Origin of the sequence: Streptomyces lunalinharesii (genome assembly GCF_039532155.1) — a bacterium.
Lineage (GTDB): Bacteria > Actinomycetota > Actinomycetes > Streptomycetales > Streptomycetaceae > Streptomyces > Streptomyces lunalinharesii.
In genome coordinates this window covers 287224-308837 of record NZ_BAAARK010000006.1, presented here as the reverse complement: position 1 = coordinate 308837, position 21614 = coordinate 287224, and the positions used below count along the sequence as shown (strand labels likewise).

13 protein-coding genes, 2 pseudogenes and 1 riboswitch are annotated in these 21614 nt (G+C 70.7%); of the genes and pseudogenes, 7 read left to right on the top strand and 8 right to left on the bottom strand.

Features of this window, described 5'->3' with window-relative positions:
• The first annotated feature begins 353 nt into the window (after positions 1-353).
• Positions 354-546: riboswitch (cobalamin riboswitch) on the top strand.
• Positions 547-579: 33 nt separating this feature from the next.
• Complete coding sequence (nicT, locus tag ABD385_RS12775; RefSeq protein ID WP_344575290.1) at positions 580-1698, top strand: Nickel transporter NicT; 1119 nt, start codon at positions 580-582, stop codon at positions 1696-1698.
• Between the two features lie 116 nt (positions 1699-1814).
• On the opposite strand, the gene ABD385_RS12770 is transcribed toward nicT, so the two are convergent.
• Both ABD385_RS12770 and cobF read right to left on the bottom strand, forming a co-directional pair.
• Entirely contained in the window at positions 1815-2183 is a 369-nt protein-coding gene (locus ABD385_RS12770) for a hypothetical protein (RefSeq protein WP_344575289.1), read from the bottom strand.
• Between the two features lie 109 nt (positions 2184-2292).
• Positions 2293-2859: pseudogene (gene cobF, locus ABD385_RS12765) on the bottom strand (precorrin-6A synthase (deacetylating)); the annotation flags it as partial.
• Here cobF and ABD385_RS12760 point away from each other — a divergent pair.
• Positions 2855-3601: pseudogene (locus ABD385_RS12760) on the top strand (tRNA sulfurtransferase); the annotation flags it as partial. The pseudogenes cobF and ABD385_RS12760 sit on opposite strands and share 5 nt — an antisense overlap.
• A gap of 24 nt (positions 3602-3625) precedes the next feature.
• On the opposite strand, the gene ABD385_RS12755 reads toward ABD385_RS12760, so the two are convergent.
• The 3 genes from ABD385_RS12755 to ABD385_RS12745 all read right to left on the bottom strand — a co-directional run bounded on the left by ABD385_RS12755 (position 3626) and on the right by ABD385_RS12745 (position 7110).
• The gene (locus ABD385_RS12755) at positions 3626-4393 is read right to left on the bottom strand and encodes a (2Fe-2S)-binding protein (protein WP_344575288.1); all 768 of its coding nucleotides are present in this window, start codon (positions 4391-4393) and stop codon (positions 3626-3628) included.
• Between the two features lie 112 nt (positions 4394-4505).
• A complete protein-coding gene (locus ABD385_RS12750; RefSeq protein WP_344575287.1) occupies positions 4506-5432 on the bottom strand; it encodes a cobalamin-binding protein in 927 nt (308 codons plus the stop codon).
• Positions 5433-5667: 235 nt separating this feature from the next.
• The gene (locus tag ABD385_RS12745) at positions 5668-7110 is read right to left on the bottom strand and encodes a short-chain fatty acyl-CoA regulator family protein (RefSeq protein WP_344575286.1); all 1443 of its coding nucleotides are present in this window, start codon (positions 7108-7110) and stop codon (positions 5668-5670) included.
• Positions 7111-7320: 210 nt separating this feature from the next.
• Between ABD385_RS12745 and ABD385_RS12740 the strand changes: the two genes are divergently transcribed.
• The 3 genes from ABD385_RS12740 to ABD385_RS12730 are packed head-to-tail and all read left to right on the top strand — an operon-like array spanning position 7321 to position 10894.
• Entirely contained in the window at positions 7321-8829 is a 1509-nt protein-coding gene (locus tag ABD385_RS12740; RefSeq protein ID WP_344575285.1) for an MmgE/PrpD family protein, read from the top strand.
• A 2-nt stretch (positions 8830-8831) separates the two neighbouring features.
• A complete protein-coding gene (gene prpB, locus ABD385_RS12735) occupies positions 8832-9737 on the top strand; it encodes a methylisocitrate lyase (RefSeq protein ID WP_344575388.1) in 906 nt (301 codons plus the stop codon).
• Between the two features lie 20 nt (positions 9738-9757).
• Positions 9758-10894, top strand: coding sequence for a bifunctional 2-methylcitrate synthase/citrate synthase (locus tag ABD385_RS12730; protein WP_344575284.1), 1137 nt, complete (start codon positions 9758-9760; stop codon positions 10892-10894).
• Positions 10895-10919: 25 nt separating this feature from the next.
• Here ABD385_RS12730 and ABD385_RS12725 read toward each other — a convergent pair whose 3' ends face one another.
• Genes ABD385_RS12725 through ABD385_RS12715 form a run of 3 tightly spaced genes read right to left on the bottom strand, consistent with a single transcriptional unit; the run spans position 10920 to position 13787 of the window.
• The gene (locus ABD385_RS12725) at positions 10920-12125 is read right to left on the bottom strand and encodes a cytochrome P450 (protein WP_344575283.1); all 1206 of its coding nucleotides are present in this window, start codon (positions 12123-12125) and stop codon (positions 10920-10922) included.
• Positions 12126-12163: 38 nt separating this feature from the next.
• On the bottom strand, positions 12164-13558 hold the full coding sequence (locus tag ABD385_RS12720; protein ID WP_344575282.1) for an NAD(P)/FAD-dependent oxidoreductase: 1395 nt from the start codon (positions 13556-13558) through the stop codon (positions 12164-12166).
• On the bottom strand, positions 13548-13787 hold the full coding sequence (locus tag ABD385_RS12715) for a ferredoxin (protein WP_344575281.1): 240 nt from the start codon (positions 13785-13787) through the stop codon (positions 13548-13550). Before ABD385_RS12715 ends, ABD385_RS12720 begins: the two co-directional genes overlap by 11 nt.
• A 1912-nt stretch (positions 13788-15699) precedes the next feature.
• Here ABD385_RS12715 and ABD385_RS12710 point away from each other — a divergent pair.
• Both ABD385_RS12710 and ABD385_RS12705 read left to right on the top strand, forming a co-directional pair.
• The gene (locus ABD385_RS12710; protein WP_425585391.1) at positions 15700-18252 is read left to right on the top strand and encodes a Pls/PosA family non-ribosomal peptide synthetase; all 2553 of its coding nucleotides are present in this window, start codon (positions 15700-15702) and stop codon (positions 18250-18252) included.
• A gap of 67 nt (positions 18253-18319) precedes the next feature.
• The gene (locus ABD385_RS12705) at positions 18320-21568 is read left to right on the top strand and encodes a non-ribosomal peptide synthetase (RefSeq protein ID WP_344575279.1); all 3249 of its coding nucleotides are present in this window, start codon (positions 18320-18322) and stop codon (positions 21566-21568) included.
• Positions 21569-21614: the final 46 nt, after the last annotated feature.

Here is a 21614-nt window from a genome sequence, read left to right as displayed (position 1 = left end):
AGGGCGGCAGGGCGGCAGACGGTAGGACGGACCGCGAGGCGGCAGGACGGCCGGGCGGCACGGCGGCAGTGGAGCGCAGGCGACGGCTGCCCCCCGCCCCGTCCCGGTCTCCTCCCCGCCACGCTGCCGGACCAGCCGGACCAGCCGGACCAGCCGGAGTCCGGACGTCGGCGCGGAGGTCCCCTTGAACTGGCCTCCCCGACCGCCTCGTTGAGCGATATGCGCACTTCGACCACTTCGTGAGTCGTGAGGTGCACAGCTGGCTCAAAGGTGCGCCCTCTTGTGCGCGCACGCGCCCCCTGGTTGCACAGCTTACGCAACTGCGCAAGGTTGTCGAGGGGCGATTACCGGCCTACCGTTTTTGCCGCCGTGGTGTTCGGGAAGACCGGTGCGGAACCGGAGCGGCCCTCGCCACTGTGATCGGGAAGTCCTCTTACCACTCCCGCCCAGAACGGCGGGCGCCACTGGGCATCACGTGCCCGGGAAGGCGGGTGCGCGGACGCTTGACCCGTAAGCCAGGAGACCGGCCACGGCACCGCATGACGACCCATCCACGAGGTGCTGGAGAGGCTGCCTGATATGCCCCTGCTGGAAAACTCCCCGAAGCCGCACTCCGCCGGATCCACCCTCCCGCCGCATTGGCAGCGCTCGGACTGGATACGCACGGGGGTCCTGTTCGCGGCGATCGCCGCCCTGCACGTGGTGGCCTTCGCCATCCTGGTCACCCTGGTCGCGCCGCACCACTACACCGTCGGCAAGCAGGTCTTCGGCGTCGGACTCGGCATCACCGCATACACGTTGGGCATGCGGCACGCGTTCGACGCGGACCACATCGCCGCCATCGACAACACCACCCGCAAACTCATGGCCGACGGCCAACGCCCCATCTCCGTGGGCTTCTGGTTCGCCCTCGGTCACTCCTCCCTCGTACTGGCACTGGCCGGTCTCATCGCCGCCGGCGCGAAGGTCGCCGGCACCCTCGTCGACGAGAACTCAGGCACCCGCTTCACCCTCGGCGTCATCGGCACCAGCCTCTCGGGCACGTTCCTGTACCTCATCGCCGCCCTCAACCTGGTTGCACTGGCCGGCATCCACCGGGTCTTCAAGGCCATGCGCGCCGGGCAGTTCGACGAGCACGAGTTGGAGAAGCACCTCGCCAACCGCGGGTTCATGAACCGGATCCTGGGCCGCCTGACCAGGTCCATCAAGCGCCCCGGGCAGATGTACCCGGTCGGCGTGCTGTTCGGCCTGGGATTCGACACCGCCACTGAGGTGGCCTTGATGGTCATGGCCGGATCCGGCGCCGCCGCGGGCCTGCCCTGGTACGCGATCCTCTGCCTGCCCCTGCTGTTCGCGGCGGGAATGAGCCTGTTCGACACCCTCGACGGCACCTTCATGAACTTCGCCTACAACTGGGCCTTCGCCAACCCCGTGCGCAAGGTCTACTACAACCTCACCATCACCGGGCTGTCCATCGCGGTCGCCTTCGTCATCGGCACCATCGAACTCGTCGGCGTCCTGCACGACGACCTCGGCTGGCGGGACGGCGTCACCGACTGGGTCTCCGCCCTCGACCTCAACAACGTCGGCTACTTCATCGTCGGCCTGTTCGTCGTCGTCTGGGCCTGCGCCCTGACCTACTGGCGCCTGGCCAAGGTCGAACACCGCTGGAGCGCCAAGTCCACCGGAACGAACTGAACACCACGGCAGGCACCTGGCTCCTGCATCGGGCTCCGGCAGTGCGTCCGGGGCCCGATGCGGTTCGGCAACAGGCCACGGCCCGGCGGCGCGCCGGGCGGCTGCCGTCGGGCCGCTCAGTCGAGTTCGCTCCGGTGACGTCGGAGCAGCGCCGCGACCGCACGGCGCAGGCAGCCGGACGCGTCCGGGGCGACGCCGGACTCCTCGTCGATGTGGAGGGAACACCCGTCCTCGGCCCCGTCCTGGGACCGGGCATCGCCGTTCGGCGCCTGGCAGCACCTGTTCGCGGGATCGCTCACCAGCTGCGCGAGTTCGTCGAAGAACCGCCGGTCGTGTTTGACCTGTTGGGCGAGTACGCGGAGGCGTGCGCTCTGACCACCGACCTGGCGCCGACTGGCCAACAGCTGTTCGTACTCCTCCAGAGGCAGCGCGACGGCCGTACGGCCGCCGAGCGTGATCCGGCGTGGCGGGCGATGCCTGGCCACTACGTTCCTCCGTTCGTCGCCTCGCCCCTGGGCTTCGGGCGGTGCACACCAAGACGGTGACCGTCGCGATGCCTTGCGCAGGGGAACGTGCTCGCCGGCGCCACCACCCTCACTCCCCTCCGTCCTCGACGTCCGTGTCGACGATGCGGAGCAGGTAGGTGTCCATGATCCAGCCGTGTCGGGCCCGTGCCTCGCTGCGCAACTGCCTGATCCGGTCGGCGACTTCGTGCACCGGACCGGCGACGAGGAGTTCGTCGGGGGTACCGAGGTAGGCGCCCCAGTAGATCCAGACGTCGTCCGCCTCGAACTGGGTGAACGCTTCGCCGGCGTCCAGCATGACGACGATGTCGCCGTCGTCGTTGGCGCACACGTCCGGGAGCCTGCGGCCGGGCGTGATGTGCAGGGGGCGGCCGACCTGGTTCAGGGGGATGTGGTGGCGGGCGGCGAGCGCGGAGACGCTGCTGATGCCGGGCACCACCTCGACCGCGAAGGAGACCGCTCCCCGCGCCTCGACCTCGGCGAGGATGCCGAGCGTGCTGTCGTAGAGGGCCGGATCGCCCCACACCAGGAACGCGCCGGTCTCGCCCGCGGCGAGCTCGTCGGTCAGCAACCGCTCGTACACGTCCGCGCGGCGGCCGCGCCAGTCATGGACGGCGGCGGTGTAGCCCGCCCGGTCCTCGAGCCTGAGCGGGCTGCCCGTGGGAGCCAGCGGCCGGGCCCTGGTCCTGCTGTCCGGCGGCTACGACTCCCCGGTGGCCGCCCACCGTGCCATGCGCCGCGGCCTGGCCTGCGACTTCGTGCACTTCAGCGGGGCTCCCTACACGAACCCCTCGTCGGTGTACAAGGCGTACGCCCTCGCCCGCGAGTTGAACCGCTACCAGCCGGCCGGCCGGTTGCACGTCATCGCGCTGGGCAAGGCCCAGAAGCAACTCGCCGTGGCCGGCGCCGGCCGATTCCAAGTCGTCGCCCAGCGGCGCCTGATGGTGCGCACCGCCTCGGTGTTGGCCGTGCGCACCGGGGCCCAGGCCCTGGTCACGGGCGACAGTCTGGGGCAGGTGGCGAGCCAGACACTGGCCAACCTGGTCGCCGTCGACGAGGCCGCCGACCTGCCGATCCTGCGTCCGCTGATCGGCTGGGAGAAGCAGGAGATCATCGACGAGGCCCGGTCCATCGGCACGGCCGACGTCTCGGTGCTGCCCGACGAGGACTGCTGCCGACTGCTCGCCCCGCCGCGGGCCAGCACGCGGGCCGAACTTCCCCGGCTACGGGCGGTGGAGAAGCGCCTCGACCTCGACGAGGTCACCGAGGCCCTGCTGGGCAACGTCCAGGTGATGCTGCCGGGGGAGGACGCCGGGGCGGCGAGGGTCGTGGAGGTGACGGCGGAGGTCGGGCGCCAGGTCGACGACGGTGGGAGGTAGCCGGCTGGATGCGGAGCCGCCGTCCTACCGTCGGGTCCGCCGCAGCACGCAGTCCCCGCACAGCCCTCCGCCCGGCACGCGGTAGTACAGGCAGCAACTGCGCCGGGAGAATGCGGGGCCGGCGGGATCCAAGGTGCCCGTGTCGCGCAGCAGTGGGTCTTCCAGCACGGCCGCCGCCAGTGCCACGGCCCGCTCCGCCACCTCCCCGCGGCCTGCGCCGCGGCACCATCCCTCCAGTACGCGGAGGGTGCCGACCAGTGCCGAGGCCGCATTGCCCCACAACAACCGGGAGGAGATCGGGGTCACCGCGCCGACGGCCCGGTGCAGCGGCATCAGATGACCGTGCAGAACGGCCGCCCGCAGCCCGCTCGCCAGCTCTTCCCCGGAGGCCGACGCCAAGGTGGACGGAGTTGGGGAGGGGGCGGGGGACGGGGACGGGGACGGGAGCCAGAGTTCGTCCGGTGTGCTCCGGTCCGGATGCCACCACAGGGCGCCGCCGCCGAGATCGGGGACGCGTCCTGCCAGGACCGCCGGTGCGAGGGCGATCGACCACAGGCGTCCGGCCAGTCCCTGGTAGACGAGGGACGCCGCGATCCGCGGCTCCGTCACGCCGAGTCGCGTGGCCACCGCCGCCACGCGGGTGCGTAGCGCCGGTGCGGAACTCTCGCCGTACAGCTCTCCCAAGGGGAGGAAACCGTGCTCCCGTGGTGCTCCGGCGTCAGTCCGTACGGCGAAGAACGGTCCCACGGCGGCGCTGCGGTTGAGGATCGCCGTCATCGACTCCTGCGGCATGGGTCCTGTCCTCCTCGGTGAGAGCCCGGGCAACCGGAGCCGGAGGGTGCCGGCCCGGGCCGGATGGTTCGGTTCACGTGCCGGCCCGGCGCCGGCCCGGCCACTCTGCCAGTCACCCCTCCACCGCGGACAGTCGGACGGCCTCACCTGCCGTCACGGGGGCGCCCGCCTCCACGGAGTGCAGGACGTGCGCCAGGACCTCCGCGCCCCGGACCACCCTCGGACCGGGCCGGTTGAAGTAGGCGGGACCGTCGAGGATCCAGACGGCGTCCGTGCGCACGGCGGGCAGCTCGTCCCAGCCAGGCAGTTCGGTGAGCAGACTGCGCTCCCGCACCGTGCGGTCGGGGCTGAAGCCGCAGGGCAACACGAGGACGACGTCGGGACGTGCGGCGCGTACCGCACTCCACTCCATCGGTTCGGTGTGCTCGCCCGGGGCCGCGAGCAGCGGTGTGCCGCCTGCGCAGGTGACTTGCTCAGGCACCCAGTGCCCCGCGGGCCAGAGCGGATCGAGCCACTCGATGGCGACCACGCGCGGCCGCGGACGACCGGCGGTCAGCCGCTCCACCGTCGCCAGGCGTGCGCGCAGGTCCTGCCTGCGCCGCTCGGCGCGTTCCCGCACGCCCAGCAGGGTGCCGACGGTGACCAGGCAGTCCAGCACGTCGTGCAGGGTCCGTGGCTCCAGGCTCAGCACCCTGGTGTCGGCCTCCAGCACCCGCACGTCCCGGGAGACGCTGCTGTACGACACCGCACACACCGCGCAGAGGTCCTGAGTGAGGATCACCTCCGGGGCGAGGGCCGCGAGGGCCTGGGTGTCGAGGCCGTAGAGCGAGGAGCCGGCGTGGGCGGCGCCGCCCACCGCGTCGGAGATCTCCCGGCTGGTCATGTCATCCGCGGAGAATTCGGCAGTCGTGACGACGGGTACCTCGGCGACGGCCTCCGGCGGCCAGTCGCATTCGTGGGTGCGGCCCACCAAGTCGGCGGCCAGACCGAGTTCGGCCACGATGTCGGTGGTCGCCGGCAGCAGAGAGACGATGCGCATGCTTCGACCCTAGCCAGGCGCAGGAGCGGACCTAGCCGGCTTCCCGGCGGGCGCCGGCCCGTGTGTCGCCTGCCGGGCGTACCTGTGCGGCAGGGGGCGGCGGCCGCCTACGGCCCGGCTGCTCCCGAACCCCTGCCGTCACAGGCGTTCTTCTGCCCGAGCGCACTCGTCGACCGCACGCCGGGAGCGGTCCGGCTCGCCGCGGAAACCGAGCCCGTCGAGCGCCGGAGCCCGGTCACCCCATGGTGCTCTCCACCGGATACGGCACGTAGGTCCGCCGGTCGGGATCGACGGCGAGACGTCCGCCGGCCGGTGGGCGGGCGCGCTGCGCGCAGTCCCGGCGTTCGCAGATGCGGCAGCCGAGTCCGATCGGCGTGGCGGCGCGCGGGTCGTCGAGGGCGATGCCCTCGGCGTAGACGAGGCGGTGGGCGTGGCGCAGTTCGCAGCCGAGGGCGACGGCGAACTCGGCGCGCGGGGCGTGATGGCCGAAGCCCCCTCGCGTGATGGTGCGCGCGACCCAGAAGTACCGTTTGCCGTCCGGCATTTCGGCGACCTGGGTGAGGATCCGGCCAGGTGCGGAGAACGCCTCGTACACCGTCCACAGGGGGCAGGTGCCGCCGAGCCGGGAGAAGTGGAAGTCGGTCGCGGACTGCCGTTTGGAGATGTTGCCGGCCCGGTCGACCCTGAGGAACGAGAACGGCACCCCTCGCCGGCCGGTGCGTTGGAGGGTGCTCAGGCGGTGGCAGGCCGTCTCGAAGCCGACGCCGAAGCGGGCGGAGAGCAGCTCTATGTCGTAGCCCACCTCCTCGGCCACCGTGTGGAACGCGGTGTAGGGCATGAGGAGCGCGCCCGCGAAGTAGTTGGCCAGACCGATGCGGACCAGCGCCGGTGACTGCGGCGAGGTCAGCCCGGTGGCGCCGTCCGCCAGTTGGTCGAGGAGCGGGCCGTGCTCCAACAGGGCGAGTTGGGTGGCGAGTTGGAAGGCGCGCTGGGCGTCGCTGAGCCAGGGGGAGAGGAACAGCAGCCCGGTTTCGGGAACGAAGCGCCGCGCGTCGCCCCCGCGGCCGGCAGCGGCCTGGACGACGCGGACCTGGTGGCGCTCGGCGAGCAGCGCGGTGAGCGGGTCGGCTGCCTTGCCGGGGCGCAGGTCCAGCGCCTCGGCGGTCCGCTCGGCTTCGGTGTCGAGCGGCTCGAAATGGTTGTGGTGGGCGTAGAAGAAGTCCCGCACCTCGTCGTGCGGTTCCGCCGGGGGCAGCAGCCCACCGGCCGGTCCTGGCGAGCCGAGGGCGGCGGCCTGTTCGACGGTGTCGCGGTAGCGGCGGTGCAGGGCGACCAGGGCGCGGGCCACCTCGGGGTGGTCGCGGACGGCCTCGGTGACCTCCTCGGCGGCGGGCAGCGGCACCCCGCACGCCTCGTCGGCGAGCGCGGCGTGCAGATCGGCGGCGAGCCGGTCCTCGGCGGCCTCCGAGAAGAACTCCGCGTCGACCCCGAAGACCTCCGCGATCCGCAGGAGCACGGCGGCGGTCAGCGGACGCTGGCTCTGCTCGATCTGGTTGGCGTAGCTGGTGGAGATGCCGAGCGCGCGGGCCATCTCGACCTGGTTCATGCCGTGCTCACGGCGCAGCCTTCGCAGCTTCGCGTGGGCGTAGACCTTGCGGTCGGCTGCTCCTCGTGCCATGGCGCACATCCTTGTCGCAAGCCGGCGAGTGATGACATTCCGGTACGGGCTGGTTGCGAACATAGCATCCGCTTCCTTCGCAGAATTCGCAGATTCGCAGCCCCGGGATGTACGAAATCCGCAGATTGGACGGGTGGCCGGGCAGCCGCGGAACGGGCACTGTCGATCACGTCAGCACGCACCGGACCGTCCGCCCCCGCGAGGAGCCCCGTGATCGAGCACCACGTCCGTGTCCACCCCAGCGCCGACCGACTTCCGCGCGAGGACCAGCTCGCCTGGAAACTGGCCGCCGTCGCCACCGGCACCGAGGAACTGGACGCCGACAGCACCGCGATGGCCATCAACCGAGTGATCGACAACGCCTCGGTCGCCGTCGCCTCCCTGCTGCGCCGCCCGGTCGCCGTGGCCCGCGCCCAGGCCACTGCCCACCGCGCCGCCACGCCCGGCGCGTCCGTCTTCGGCAGCCGCGCCCGGGTCTCCCCGGAGTGGGCCGCCTGGGCGAACGGCACCGCGGTGCGCGAGCTGGACTTCCACGACACGTACCTGGCCGCCGACTACTCCCACCCCGGCGACAACCTCCCGCCGCTGCTCGCCGTCGCCCAGCACACCGGTCGCACCGGCGCCGACCTGCTGCGCGGGGCCGTCGCCGCGTACGAGATCCACGTCGCCCTGGTCAAGGGCATCTGCCTGCACGCGCACCGCATCGACCACGTGGCCCACCTGAGCGCCGCCACCGCCGGCGGCCTGGGCACCCTGCTGCGCCTGCCCACCGAGACCGTGTACCAGGCCATCCAGCAGGCGGTGCACACCACGACCGCCACCCGGCAGTCCCGCAAGGGCGAGATCTCCAGTTGGAAGGCGTACGCGCCCGCCTTCGCCGGCAAGGCCGCCATCGAGGCCGTCGACCGGGCGATGCGCGGCGAGACCTCCCCGTCGCCGATCTACGAGGGCGAGGACGGCTTCCTGGCATGGCTGCTCGACGGCCCGGAATCCTCCTACCGGGTCCTGATCCCGGAGCCCGGTGAGCCGCGTCGCGCGATCCTCGACACGTACACCAAGGAGCACTCCGCCGAGTACCAGGCCCAGGCGGTCATCGACCTGGCCCGCCGGCTGCGGGAGAGGACCGGCCCCCTCCAGCGCGTGCGGTCGATCGTCCTGCACACCAGCCACCACACCCACCACGTGATCGGCTCCGGCGCGAACGACCCGCAGAAGTACGACCCCACGGCCAGTCGGGAGACCCTCGACCACTCCGTGCCCTACATCTTCGCCGTCGCACTTCAGGACGGCGCCTGGCACCACGCGCGCTCCTACGCTCCCGAGCGCGCCGCCCGACCGGAGACGGTCGAGCTGTGGCGGAAGATCACCACCGTCGAGGACCCGGCCTGGACCCGCCGCTACCACGAACCCGACCCGGACCGCCGGGCCTTCGGCGGACGAGCGGTGATCACCCTCGACGACGGCTCGGTGATCGAGGACGAACTCGCCGTGGCCGACGCCCATCCGGCCGGCGCCCGACCCTTCGACCGCCCGGCGTACGTCAGGAAGTTCGGCACCCTCGCCGAGGGCATCGTCACCCCGGCCGACCAGGACCGCTTCCTGAACGCCGCCGAGCACCTGGCCGAACTGACCGCCGCCGACCTGGGCGGCCTCTTCCCGGACGTCGACACCGAAGCCGTCGCCGCGTACGACGCCGGCCTGCCGAAGGGACTGTTCTGATGGTGCTGCACACCCGCACCACCCCCGCCGAACGCCGCCGCGCACTGCGCGAACAGCTCGCCTCGGGGCACCTGCTGCGCATGCCCGGCGCGCTCAACCCGCTCTCCGCCCGCCTCATCCAGGACACCGGCTTCGAGGCCGTCTACCTGTCGGGCGCGGTCCTCGCCGCGGACCTGGGCCTGCCCGACATCGGCCTCACCACGTCCGTGGAGATCGCCGCGCGCGCCCAGCAGACGACCCGGGTCACCGACCTGCCGGTCCTCATCGACGCCGACACCGGCTTCGGCGAGCCCATGAACGCGGCGCGCACCGTGCAGTTGATGGAGGACGCCGGACTGGCCGGTCTCCACCTGGAGGACCAGGTCAACCCCAAACGCTGCGGCCACCTGGACGGCAAGACCGTCGCGCCCCGCGAGGAGATGGTCCGCCGTCTCCGGGGTGCCGTCGACGCCCGCCGCGACCCCGACTTCCTCCTGATGGCCCGTACCGACGCCCGCTCGGTCGAGGGGCTGGGCGCGGCGATCGACCGGGCGAAGGCGTACGTCGACGCCGGCGCCGACGCGATCTTCCCCGAAGCCCTCGCCGACCTCTCCGAGTACGAAGCGTTCCGCGCGGCGGTCGACGTCCCGCTGCTCGCCAACCTCACGGAGTTCGGCAAGACGCCCCTGCTGGACACCCGCACCCTGGAGAACCTCGGCTACAACATCGCGCTCTACCCCGTCACCCTGCTGCGGATCGCCATGGGAGCTGTCGAGGACGGGCTGCGCACGATCGCCGCCGAGGGCACCCAGGCATCCCTGCTGCCCCGCATGCAGACCCGCTCCCGCCTGTACGAACTCCTCGGCTACGAGGAGTACTCGGCCTTCGACTCGGCCGTCTTCGACTTCACCCTCCCACCCGGCACCTGACCCCCGAAGGCAGGAACCCCATGACCGCCACCGCACCCGAGATCCACCGCGGCCTCGCCGGTGTCGTCGTCGACACCACCGAGATCTCCACCGTCATCCAGGAGACCAACTCCCTCACCTACCGCGGCTACCCGGTGCAGGACCTGGCCGCCCGCCGCTCCTTCGAAGAGGTCGCCCACCTCCTCTGGTACGGCGAACTCCCCGACGAGGGACAGCTCCGCGCCTTCCGGGCCCGCGAGCGCGCCCTGCGCCCGCTGGACCGCACCACGTGGGAGCTGCTCGCCCGGCTGCCCGAGACCTGCCACCCGATGGACGTGCTGCGCACGGCCGTCAGCTTCTTCGGCGCCGAGGACCCGACCGAGGACGACGGCTCGCTCGCCGCCCACCGTGCGAAGTCCCTCACCCTCCTCGCCAAGCTGCCCACCGTGGTGGCAGCCGACCAGCGACGACGCCGGGGACTGGACCCGATCCCGCCGGACCCCGGCCTCGGGTACGCGGAGAACTTCTTCCACATGTGCTTCGGAAGCGTGCCCGCCCCCGAGGTGGTCCGCTGCTTCGAGATCTCCCTCACCCTGTACGCCGAGCACAGCTTCAACGCCTCGACGTTCACCGCCCGCGTGGTCACCTCCACCCTCTCCGACCTCTACAGCGCGGTCACCGCCGCGATCGGCGCGCTGAAGGGCCCGCTGCACGGCGGCGCCAACGAGGCCGTGATGCACATGCTGCTGGAGATCGGCGACCCGCAACGCGCCCAGGCATGGCTGGACGAGGCGCTGGCCTCCAAGCGGAAGATCATGGGCTTCGGCCACCGCGTCTACAAGCACGGCGACTCCCGCGTTCCGATCATGCAAGACGCCCTCGACCGGCTGGTGGCACGCGCCGCGGATCCCGAGGTGACCCGGCTGGCCACCCTGCACGCGGCCCTGCGGGACGCCGTGCTCCACCGCAAGGGCATCCACCCGAACCTCGACTACCCGGCCGGCCTCGCCTACCACCTGATGGGCTTCGACATCCCGGCCTTCACCCCGATCTTCGTGCTCAGCCGGATCACCGGCTGGACCGCCCACATCACCGAGCAGCTCGCACACAACGCCCTGATCCGCCCGCTGGCCTCGTACGGCGGGCCGGGCCAACGGGCGGTGCCGGGCGCCGCGTAGCCGGCCCCGTGCCAGGCGGCTGCGCTCAGGCCGTGAGGCCCTCGATCGCCACGGGGAGGTGCCGGGGGCCGCGCAGCACCGCGTTGGCGCGGTACGGCGGCGGGTCCTCCAGCAGCCTGGAGAACGTGACCCGGCGGAACAGTTCGGCCACGGCCACATGGAGTTCCATACGGGCGAGCGGGGCGCCGAAGCAGTAGTGGATGCCGGTGTAGAAGCCCAGGTGCTCGTTGTCCTTGCGGTCGGGATCGAACCGGTCGGGGTCCGGGAAGCGTTTCGGGTCGCGGTTGGCCGCGGCCAGCATGAGCCACACCGGCGAGCCCTTGGGGATCGTGGTGTCGGCGATGTCGATGTCGGCCAGCGCCGTGGCCCACGGCACGAACTGGACCGGGGGCTCGTACCGCAGCACTTCCTCGATGAGCGGGACGGCCAGGGCCGGTTCCCGCTGGAAGCGCGCGAGGACGTCAGGGTGGCGCAGCAGGGTCAGGGTCGTGTTGGTGATCGCGTTGACGGTGGTCTCGTGGCCGGCGACCAGGAGCAGCACCGCGGTGGCCTCCAGGTCCGCCGGGGTCATCTCGGGGGCGAGCGCGCTGAGCATCCCGGGGCCGGGGTGGCGGCGCTTGGTCTCGATCAGGTCCGTCAGGTAGGTGCCCAACTCCCGGCGTGCCCGCTGGGCTTTTTCCAGGCCGTCCTCGCCGGCCTGGGGATCGAGTGACGAGGCCAGGGCATCGGCCCAGCCGTGGAAGCGTGGTTCGTCCTCGCGCGGCACGCCGAGGACCTTGCAGATGGCGGTGACGGGCAGGGGGTAGGAGAAGTCGTCGACGATGTCCACCTCGTCCTTGCCCTCGAAGGCGTCGAGCAGTTCGGTGACGACCTTGGTCAGGTCTCCGCGCAGGTCGTCGAGGAATCTGGGGCTGTGCGGAGGACCGAACGGTCGGTTGATGGTGTCGCGCAGCCGGTCGTGCAGGGGTGGGTCGGTGAAGATGAAGCTGGGCGGCAGACCGGTCTCCTCGTTCGGTTGCCCGATGCGGGCGTAGCCGGGCGAGCGGTGGCTGGTGTCGTTGCTCAACCGCGGGTCGTTGGCCAGGTTCCGCACCTCGTAGTAGGTGCTGACCAGGTACGTTCCGTCCGCTTCCCGCCTGACCGGAGTCCTGCGCAGTTCCGCGTACAGCGGGTACGGATCGGCTCGGTTGGCGTAGTCGGTGATCTGCGCGGGGAGGGTGCCGAGCGTCATGGTGTCTCCTGGGGCTCCGGGCGGCACAGGGCCGGTGATCAGGCACGCGACGGAACGAACTGCACGCGCCGCTCGCTCGGTGAGTGGCCCGACAGCGTGACGGTGGGCCCGTGCGTGGGCAGGTGGGGGTCGGGGAAGTCCGGGTCGACCGGCTGCAACGTCTCGGTGCGGCGGTCGACCGTGTGGTACTCCGGTGGGAACGGCGCGCCGGCGGCGATCTGCTCCTGGTAGAACCCCAACCACTTGGCTCCGTCGAAGGACGCCGCGGCGATGACCCGGCCGCGGTAGCCGTACACGGCGACGAACCGCTCCTCGGCGAGCGCCCCCTGGACGACGACCAGTTGGTCGCCCAGCGGGGGCACCCCCACGGACTTGATGTTGATGCCGAACTGGGAGGACCAGAACATCGGCACCCACAGGTGCGGAATGCGCTTCGTCCCCGCACAGACCATGTTGTGGGCGGCGATCTCGGCCTGTTCGACCGCGTTGCCCCAGTGCTCCAGCGACAGGAACTGATAGTCGAACAACGGGTGCGGGCTGCGGGCGACGTCACCGGCGGCGTAGAGGTCGTCCGTGACGATGCCGTTGACGTCGAACACCCGGCACCCGGCGTCGCACGCGACGCCCCGGGGACCCGCGGCCACCCCCGAACCGGCGAGCCACTCCGTGTTCCGGACGGCGCCGAGCGAGATGACCGCGACCTCCGCGTCGATCGCCGTACCGTCGGACAGATGGGCGCGCCTGAGCCGTCCCCCGTAGTCGCCCTCCAGGGCGGTGACGCTGACCCCGCAGCGCAGATCGACGCCCTTGCCGCGTTGCAGCCGGTCCGCTGCCGCGCCGATCACCCCGCCGAGCGCGCCGACCAGCGGCGCCGGGCCGCGTTCGGCGACCGTGACCTCAAGGCCCAACTCCCGGCAGGCGGAGGCGACTTCGGAGCCCGTGAAACCGGCGCCGATCACCAGCACCCGGGAGACCCCCGCAGTCAGCTTCCGTTGCAGCTGGGCCGAATCGTCGCGGGTGCGCAGCACGAACACCCCGTCCAACGCGGCCTCTTCCGGGTGGATCCACGGTCTGGCCCGGGTCCCGGTGGCGATCAGCAGACGGTCGTAGGGAACGGTGTCGCCGTTCGCCAGGCGTACCTGTTCGGCGTCCCGGTCCAGTCCCTCGGCGGCGACGCCCAGGCGCCAGTCGGCGTCGATGTCGCGCCGGCGCGGCAGTGCGGTGTCCTCGGGCCGCGCCCGTCCGAGCAGCGCCTGCTTGGACAGCGGCGGCCGGTCGTAGGGTTCGTACGGCTCGTCGCCGATCATGGTCAGCGATCCGGTGAACCCCTGGTCACGCAGGGTCTCCGCGGCGCGCAGACCGGCCAGCGAGGCGCCGACGACGACGATCCGGCCCTGGCGCCGCAGGGCCTCGACGTCCGTATCAGCCGACATGGGGCTCCACACCCTCTGTCACACCCCGCGTCGGCTCGTCGGAGTAGTCGACGAGGATGGCCTGCACCGGGCAGGCCGCCGCGGCCTCCTCCACCCGGTCGCGTTGTTCCTCCTCGAAGCGGGGGGAGAACAACAGCGCTTCCTCGCCGTGCAGGGCGAACACGTCCGGGGCGAGGAAGACGCACTGCGCGAACCCCTGGCACCGGTTGAGATCGACCACAAGCCTCATCTGGAACCCGCTTCCTGCTCAGGCTCCGGCTCCGGCGGCCGCAAGCTCCGCAGCCCTTGCGCTCGGTCCACACGATCGGTTGGCATGCCTCTCCTTCAGGATCGGCTCCTTGAGAGCGGCTCGCAAACCGGATGCGGGGCCTGGACACGCCGGCTCCCCACCACCCGATACCGGCCGGTCCTTGCAGGTCAGGCGACCTTCCCGCGGGACGCTCCGGGCGGGCGGGGAACCGGCGCCCCGGCCGGGCCCAACGGTGCGGCGGCCGAGGCCGAGGCGCGACAGCGGGCGCTCGATGCGGGCAACGGGGCCGCTTCGGACCGGCTGGCCGACCTCGCCGACCCGGCCGGCGACCTTGGGGAGCCGAGCGAGCTGCTGGACGACGAACCACGCACGCCGGCTTCCTGCTCACTCGACGTCTCGCTCACCCGCAGCCCGATCCGGGGCCTTCGCGCCGCGGCCGTGTGGTCGCGGGTGGTCGAGGCGAACGCGCGGAGGGTGGGCAACTCTTCGCCCCACTGGGCAACCCTCCGCCCCACTGGTGAACCGTGGTACCGCGGCCCACGTCAAGGCCGAGGCGATATCGGCGAATTCGACCTTCTCCGCATCACCCCACCCGCACCACATGCCACTTGGTGAACAGTGGAAGTTCCAAGGCTGGCCAAATGGTGCACTTCCCCCCTGCGTCACGTCGCAGGTGTGGTCCATCGCATGCGGAGCATGGCGGTCGAAAACCGCAGATGGCGCATATGGCCCGGCTTTCGTGTCATGTATTGGCCATGGCTTCCGGCGTTGACGGTAGGCGTCAGTTGGCCTGTTAGTGGGGTGTTGATATCCGGCCATGCTGCCTCCTTCGGTATCCCTGTTTGTTGCGCACCGAGAAGGGGTGGCGGGGCGGTGATCTGTATACGTGGATTTGGTTTCCGCTAGAACCGCACCGGGGTGTTATGTGAAAGTCACGCGGTAGAGTGGCGCTTATCGCTGGAGGCGGATTCAAGGGTTCCACCTCGTGGTGGAGTGCGGGTTTCCGTTCGACCAATGGGTTTTGGGATCTCAAGGATTCTCGATGGTGAAGCGAAGCCGCCTGTCCAAGGCGTGTGGCTGGGGTGGAAATCGGGCTGGGGGGACGGTGCGCCGACAAGGGGGGTGCATGTCGGCGGGACGGGACGCCGGCGGCCAGGGGGTGCTGGAGCGCTTTGCCGCGCTTGTTGGCGTAGTGGGCTCGTTTTCGACTTCCGTGCACCGTTCCGGGCTGCTCGAATCCGCGGGACATGTGGTGCAGGCTGCGGTCTCATTGCTTGCGGGGCATGGAGGTTCCCTTGGTGGCGCCGGCGGTTGGAGTGTGCCGTCGCGCGCTTCGCCCTGAGGCGGGGGCCGGCATAGCCCCGGGGGGCGAGGTGGCTTGCGCCGCCGCTGGCGGGGTCGGACGGTGTCGGGGGCGGTCGCTGCGTCCGTTCAGGGCTGAGGCTCCGGCTGGGTTCGTCGGTCTCCCCAGCCGCGACGGATCGTGGTCCGTGCAGGAAAGTCGGCCTCGGTCGGGGCGAATGCAGCCCCTGGATGTCCCTGCCCGACGCACCCCGACTGCCGAGTTCACGTTTCTCCTCGACCGAGGTCCAAAGAACTGATATCGCGTTACCGATCTTCTCGAACGTAAGGTCGGGGCGACGGGAATTGTCGCGCCATCAATACCCCTTGACCTTCTCACCCCACGACCGTCGGGAATTCGCCGGCCTGCGCTGGGCGCGGCATGCCTGCCTGCAAGAGGGGCGGTCGACCGTTCGGCATTCAGATCGCCGAACAAACCTGGCAACGCACATCTGTATCAATAGCTAATTCCCAGAAGGCCGATCGGCTCGCATCCAGTAAGTCGGCACACCACAGCACGGGGCATCTCCTGCTGCGCACAACCTACGGAGTGCACAAGTTGACCGAAACCACTGACATTTCGACCGATGAGCCGGACGGTGCCGCTTCTGCCCGCCGTGAAGAGGAGAATCCCACGCGCAGCACGGAGGGGGTCTTCGCCGAGCTGTTAGCCGCGCTGGTGGGCACCGAGCGGGTACCGGTCGACAGCCACTTCTTCAACGACCTCGGCGCCGACTCGATGGTGATGGCGCACTTTTGCGCACGGGTCAGAAAGCGCTCGGAGCTGCCGCCGGTATCGATGAAGGACGTCTACCAGCATCCCACCGTCCGCGCCCTCGCGGCGGCGCTGGAGCAGACCGCGGCCGAGCCGGCCGCCCCGGCTACCCCGGAGCCGGTCGAACCACCACCACGGAGCAGCAGCCTCCGGTACGTCCTGTGCGGGACGGCGCAGCTGCTGTTCTTCCTCGGCTACTCCTACCTCACCGCCCTGTGCACCACGAGGGGCTACGACTGGGTGTCCGACGGCTCCGGAGCGAGCGGCATCTATCGCCGGGCGGTGCTCTTCGGCAGCGCCGAGTGCATCGGCCTGAGCCTCTTCCCGATCGTGGCCAAATGGCTGCTCGTCGGCCGGTGGACGCCGCGGGCGTTCCCCCTCTGGGGACTTACCTATCTGCGCTTCTGGATCGTCAAGGTGTTGGTGCAGGCCAACCCCATGGTGCTGTTCGTCGGCAGCCCCGTGTACGTGCTCTACCTGCGCGCCCTGGGCGCCAAGGTCGGCAAGCACGTCACGGTCCTGTCCCGCCACGTCCCCGTGTGCACCGACCTGCTCACCGTCGGCGCCGGGACGGTGATCCGCAAGGACTCGTTCTTCCTCTGCTACCGCGCCCAGGCCGGCCGCATCCAGACCGGCCCGGTGACCCTCGGCCGGGACGTGTTCATCGGCGAGCGGACCGTCCTGGACATCGACACCGCGATGGGCGACGGGGCGCAACTCGGCCACACCTCCACCCTGCAACGCGGTGAGGCCGTACCCAGCGGCCAGCGGTGGCACGGATCTCCCGCCCAGCGCACGGAGTTGAACTACGTACGGGTCGCCCCGGCACGGTGCAGCACGTACCGGCGGGCCGCCTTCGGATGGCTGAGCCTGCTGAGGACGTTCCTCGTCGTGCTGCCCTTGGTGATCGGCGGTGCCTGCGTGCTGTTGACCAAGGTGTCCATGCCGGTGGGCGGGCAGCCGCTGAGCGAGGAGTCCGTCACCTCGGCGGCGTTCTACCTCGACACCCTGGTCTTCTCCCTCACGGTGTTCTTCGGAGCCATCGTCGTCGGCCTGACCGTGCTGTGCACCGTCCCCCGACTGCTGCACCGGGTGGTCGAGCCGGACAAGGTCCATCCGCTGTACGGCTTCCGGTACGGCGTGCACCGCGCGCTCGCGCGCATGACGAACCTGAAGTTCTTCATCTGGCTGTTCGGGGACAGCTCCTACATCGTCCACTACCTCCGAGGTCTGGGGTACGACCTCTCCCGCGTCGAGCAGACCGGCTCGAACTTCGGCAGCGGCCTCCAGCACGAATCCCCGTTTCTGAGCTCCGTGGGCAGCGGAACGATGGTCGCCGACGGGCTGTCCCTCATCAACGCCGAGATCTCCAGCACCTCCTTCAGCGTGGCGCGCACCACGATCGGCGAGCAGAACTTCCTCGGCAACTTCATCGCCTATCCCGCCGGGGGGCGAACAGGCGACAACTGCCTCCTGGCGACGAAGGTGATGGTCCCGCTCGACGGGGAGATCCGTGCGGGGGTGGGACTGCTCGGCTCGCCCTGCTTCGAGATCCCGCGGACGGTGGAGCGCGACGCCCGCTTCGACCACCTGCGCGGCGGCGACGAACTGCGCCGCCGGCTCGCGGCCAAGAACCGCTACAACCTGCGCTCCATCGGCCTGTTGCTCCTCCTGCGATGGTTCCACTTCTTCGCACTGGCCCTGCTGAGCGTGGCGACGTTCTACCGGAACGACGCCTGGGGACAGCTCCTGGACGCCGTGCTGCTGGTGCTCTCCCTGGGGTTCACCGGCATCTATTACGCGCTGGTGGAGCGGTGCATCACGCGCTTCCGGGCGCTGCGGCCGCAGGTGTGTTCCATCTACGACCCGTACTTCTGGCACCACGAACGGCTGTGGAAGGTCCCCGACACCCACTTCAACGCCTTCAACGGGACCCCGTTCAAGAACGTCATGTGGCGACTGATGGGCGTCCGCCTCGGTCGCCGGGTCTTCGACGACGGCTGCTTCATCACCGAACGCACGCTCACCACCATCGGCGACGACTGCGTCCTGAACGCCGGTAGCAAGATCCAGTGCCACTCGCAGGAGGACGGCACCTTCAAGTCCGACCGCAGCACGCTCGGGGCCGGTTGCACGCTCGGCGTCGGTGCGCTCGTCCACTACGGCGTGACGCTGGGGGAGGGCGCGGTGCTCGCTGCCGACTCCTTCCTGATGAAGGGGGAAGAGGTGCCCCGCAACGCACGGTGGGCGGGCAACCCGGCCGTCGACACGTCCCGGCACCGGCACAGCGCGCCCAGGCCAGGCACCGCAGCGGCGCCCGTGCCGTAGGCCGACCGCCAGAGCGTCACGGAGCCACCGCACACCACGACACGACCGATTACAAGAGGGAAGACCGATGGGAAACCCGAAGGACGCCGCCCGCGCGCACTGGCTGAGAGTGCTCACCGCCGGCGGGTACACCGCGATCCCGCGATGGACGCCCGACCCGGCTGCCGGCGAGACCACGTACGAACTGCCCCTCCCCGACGGCCTATTGACGAGGCTGCGCCAGCAGACCATCGGGTTGGACGTGCGCATGGACGCGGCGCTGTTGGCCGCCCACGCCAAGGTCCTCGCCGCGCTCTCCGGAGAGCGGGAGGTGATCACCGGCTACATCCCCGCCGGCGGCGGCCCGGCACTGCCCTGCCGCGTCTCCACCGCCTCCGACAGCTGGCACGCACTCATGCGGGACTCCGCCTGGGCAGCCGCCGAACTGCTGGCCCACCGGACCTTCCCGGTGGACACCCTGCGCGACGAGCTGGGGCTGCAACAGCCGCTGTTCGAGACCGAGTTGGACCTGTCCGGGAGCGCCGAGGAGCTGTCGGACAGCACCGTGCTCAGGGTGGCCGTACTGCGGCACGAGGGTCGGGTCACGCTGCGCCTGCGCTACCGGACCGAGGTCATGGACGCGAAGTACGCCGCCCGGATCGCCGGCTACCACCTCACCGCGCTCGCACGCTTCGCAGCGGACCCCGGCGCCGAGCACGCGGCACAGAGCCTCCTGTCCACCGCCGAACGTGACTTCCAACTTGAGGCGCTGTCCGGGCCCCAACTGGAGCTGCCGGATCGCCGGTTCCACGAACTGTTCGAGGAGCAGGTGCGCCGCCACCCGGATGCCGTCGCCGCGGTGCACGACGGCCGGCAGTGGACCTACCAGGAACTCAACGCCCGCGCCAACCGTCTCGGGCGAGCCCTCCTGGCCGAGGGGCTGACCCGCGAGGGCGTGGTGGCCGTCGTCACCGAACGCAACCTGGACTGGATGGCCGCCGTGCTCGCCGTCTTCAAGGCCGGCGGCGTCTACCTCCCCATCGAGCCGCACTTCCCGCCCGACCGCATCACGGCCATGCTCACCCGGGCCGAATGCGGTCTCGTCCTCACCGAACCAGGGAGCACGACCACCCTCGACCAGGCACTGGCCGACCTGCCAGGCACCCGCGCCCTCGCCATCAACGCCGCACTGGCCGCTGACGACTTCGACGACGACCTGAACATCGAGGTCGCCGCAGACCAACTCGCCTACATCTACTTCACCAGCGGCTCCACCGGCGAGCCCAAGGGCGCGATGTGCGAGCACGCCGGCTTCCTCAACCACCTCTACGCCAAGATCGGTGACGTGGGGGTCGCCGAAGACGGCGTGGTCGCCCAAACCGCACCACAGTGCTTCGACATCTCCTTGTGGCAACTGGTCTGCGCACTCCTGGTCGGCGGACGAACCCACCTGGTCGAACAGCAGGTGATCCTCGACGTCCCGCGCTTCGTCGACACCCTCACCGAGGGACGCATCACGGTCCTCCAGGTCGTCCCCTCCTACCTCGAAGCGATCCTGACCCACCTGGAACTCCACCCCCGCCACCTCCCGGACCTGCGGTGCGTCTCGGTCACCGGCGAGGAGCTCAAGACGGAACTCGCCCAGCGCTGGTTCACCGCACTGCCGGGCATCAGGCTGGTCAACGCCTACGGTCTGACGGAGACCTCCGACGACACCAACCACGAGGTCATGGACCGGGCACCGGACGGCGGTCGGATCCCGCTCGGGCCCTGCGTGAACAACGTCCGCGTCTACGTCGTCGACGACAACCTGGAACCGGTACCCCTGGGTGCCCCGGGCCAGATCGTCTTCTCCGGCGTCTGCGTCGGCCGCGGCTACGTCAACGACCCCGAACGCACCCGAGCGGCCTTCCTGGACGACCCGCACTACCCGGGCCAACGGCTCTACCAGGGCGGCGACTACGGACGGTGGCTGCCCGGCGCGCGGCTGGAGTTCCTCGGGCGCCGCGACGCCCAGGTCAAGATCCGGGGTTTCCGGATCGAGATCGGCGATATCGAGAACGCGCTGCTGCGGGCACCAGGCGTGCGTGACGGTGCCGTCACGGTCGCCGGCGACGACCAACGCAAGCGCCTGGTGGCCTTCTACAGCGGCCCACAACCCTGGGAGGCCGACGCCCTACGGCAGCAACTGGCACAGTCACTGCCCCCGTACATGGTTCCCGATGCCTTCCACTGGCGTGAGCACCTGCCCCTGACCGCCAACGGCAAGATCGACAAGAAGGCGCTCACCGCGCTCGCCGCCCAACCCGAGACCGTCGACAACTACCGCGCACCGCGCACGTCCAGGGAGCGCCGACTGGCCCAGGCATGGGCGAAGGTGCTCGGCATGGAACCGGGCCGCATCGGGCGGCGCGACCACTTCTTCGAACTCGGCGGCACCTCCCTGTCGGCCGTGAAACTGGCGATCGCCCTCGACCGCGCCGTCTCCCTCAAAGACCTCATCCAACATCCGGTCCTGGCCGACCTGGCCGAACTGCTCGACGGATACCGTGAGCCGCGCCGCGGACTGCTGCACACCCTCACCGAACCGGCAGGCGAACCCACCGGCCACGTGGTGTGCTTCCCCTACGCCGGCGGCAACGCCGTCAACTTCCAACCCGTGGCCAAGGCACTCCAGGCCGGTGGACTGGCGCTCCACGCCGTCGAACTGCCCGGCCACGACCTGACCGCCGCCCCCGAGCCCTTCGCACCACTGCAGGACGTGGTCGACAGCGTCGTCACGGAGATCACCCGGCGCGGCCTCACCCACATCCTGCTGTGGGGTCACTCCTGTGGCACCGCCTACGCGCTGGCGACCGCCCAACTGCTCCAGGCCCGCCACGTCCCCGTCCAACAGGTCCTCCTCAGCGCCCAGTTGCCCGGCGATGCGGCCGGCCGCCGCGCCGCCGCGGACGCCCTCACCGCTCGGACCGACGAGGAGATCGCCAAAGAGCTGAGCGCGGACAGCGGCTACGGCGCACTGGGCGAACCGGACGACCAGCGCGCCGCCCGCGCCGGCGCCGCCTACCGACACGACGCGCTCTGCGCCCACCGCTACTTCGCCGACATCCTCGACCAGCCCCCGACGGAGCGGCTGACCGCACCCCTCACCGTGATCGTCGCCGACGACGACCCGACCACCGCCGACGCCGCGCACCGGCACGGTGCGTGGCGACTCCTCGCTGACGACGTCGAACTGCACCAACTCCCCGACGGGGGCCACTACTTCCCGCGCACCCGCCCGGCCGAGACGGCGCAGCTCGTACTGCGCACGGTCCGCCCACCGATGCCGGCGTAAAGAAACCAGCCAAGCCCCAGGCAGCAACGGGAGAGAAGAGGAAAAC

Excerpts from the sequence above, each read along its gene's own strand:
- nicT (WP_344575290.1), top strand. The coding sequence starts at position 580 with ATGCCCCTGCTGGAAAACTCCCCGAAGCCGCACTCCGCCGGATCCACC.
- ABD385_RS12755 (WP_344575288.1), bottom strand. The coding sequence starts at position 4,393 with ATGCCGCAGGAGTCGATGACGGCGATCCTCAACCGCAGCGCCGCCGTG.
- ABD385_RS12750 (WP_344575287.1), bottom strand. The coding sequence starts at position 5,432 with ATGCGCATCGTCTCTCTGCTGCCGGCGACCACCGACATCGTGGCCGAA.
- ABD385_RS12745 (WP_344575286.1), bottom strand. The coding sequence starts at position 7,110 with ATGGCACGAGGAGCAGCCGACCGCAAGGTCTACGCCCACGCGAAGCTG.
- ABD385_RS12730 (WP_344575284.1), top strand. The coding sequence starts at position 9,758 with ATGACCGCCACCGCACCCGAGATCCACCGCGGCCTCGCCGGTGTCGTC.
- ABD385_RS12725 (WP_344575283.1), bottom strand. The coding sequence starts at position 12,125 with ATGACGCTCGGCACCCTCCCCGCGCAGATCACCGACTACGCCAACCGA.
- ABD385_RS12720 (WP_344575282.1), bottom strand. The coding sequence starts at position 13,558 with ATGTCGGCTGATACGGACGTCGAGGCCCTGCGGCGCCAGGGCCGGATC.
- ABD385_RS12715 (WP_344575281.1), bottom strand. The coding sequence starts at position 13,787 with ATGAGGCTTGTGGTCGATCTCAACCGGTGCCAGGGGTTCGCGCAGTGC.
- ABD385_RS12705 (WP_344575279.1), top strand. The coding sequence starts at position 18,320 with ATGGGAAACCCGAAGGACGCCGCCCGCGCGCACTGGCTGAGAGTGCTC.